Here is a 1,013-nt window from a genome sequence, read left to right as displayed (position 1 = left end):
CGCGCCTTCCTCAAGGACGCGCCGCTCGTGCTGCTTGATGAACCGACAGCCCATCTGGACCCACGGACCGAGGCCGATGTGTTCGAAAGCCTGCGCAGGCTCGCCGCGCGGCGCACCGTCATCCTTGCCAGCCATTCGGCGGCGGTGGACGGGTTCGGGGGGCAGCGCATCGTTCTTGAGCGCGGCCATATCGCCGCCAGCATGGAGAGCGCATCGTGAAAACCTCTGAAAATCGGGCGCTCGAACGGCAGGCGGACCGTGAGGGCGTTCTGGCCCCGGTGCTGCAGATCCTGCATATCTGGCGCGGGCGCGCGCCGCTGCTGACGGCGGGCGCCATCCTGTCCTTGCTGGCCCTGCTGATCGGCCTTTTGCTGATGCGTGAGGCGGGTGTCCGTGTCGCCGCGATGACACTGGGCATGGTTGTGGTCACCGCCGGAAGCCTGCGCATTCTGGGTAGCGCGCGCGTGGTCCTGCGCTATTCGGAACGGCTGCTTACGCATGATGCGATGTTCCGGGCGCTGGCGGATGTGCGCGTGTGGTTTTTCCGCAATCTGGCGCGGGGGGCGGCGGCGGGCCTTGGTTTCCGCCGCGCGGGGGATCTGCTGTCGCGCCTTGTTTCGGATGTGGAGGCGCTGGACGGGCTTTACCTGCGCATTATCGTGCCACTGGCTGGCGCGGTCCTGATCCTGCCGTTCCTGTTCATCGCCATCAATATGGTCAACACGGTCCTGGCGATTGTGGTGACGGGGCTTTTCGCCTGCGGGGCCTTTCTCCTGCCGCTGATCGCCGCGATGATGGGGCGGCGCGAGGGGGGAGAGGTCAACCATGCGGCGGCGCAGTTGCGTATCGGCGTGCTGGACATGGTGGGGGGCCTGCGTGAAATCGCGACCTTCGGGGCGGAGGGACGCATGATGGACCACGTCCATGCCCGTGATGGGGCGCTGTGCCGCGCGCAGATGAAACAGGCCCGTATGCTGGCCGTGGCCGGGGCGGCGTCCTATCTGTGCGGGCAG

2 protein-coding genes are annotated in these 1,013 nt (G+C 67.2%); both read left to right on the top strand.

What is annotated here, in order from left to right; genetic code table 11:
• A partial coding sequence (locus JCM25156_RS18005) for an AAA family ATPase (protein ID WP_025814242.1) occupies window positions 1-219 on the top strand: 219 nt, incomplete at its 5' end.
• On the top strand, window positions 216-1,013 hold a 798-nt coding region (locus JCM25156_RS18000; protein WP_025814241.1), incomplete at its 3' end, for an ABC transporter transmembrane domain-containing protein. The genes JCM25156_RS18005 and JCM25156_RS18000, both read left to right, overlap by 4 nt.

This window comes from Komagataeibacter kakiaceti JCM 25156 (assembly GCF_000613305.1).
Note: the sequence above shows the minus strand (reverse complement) of the source record. Positions and strands in the feature narration are given on the sequence as shown.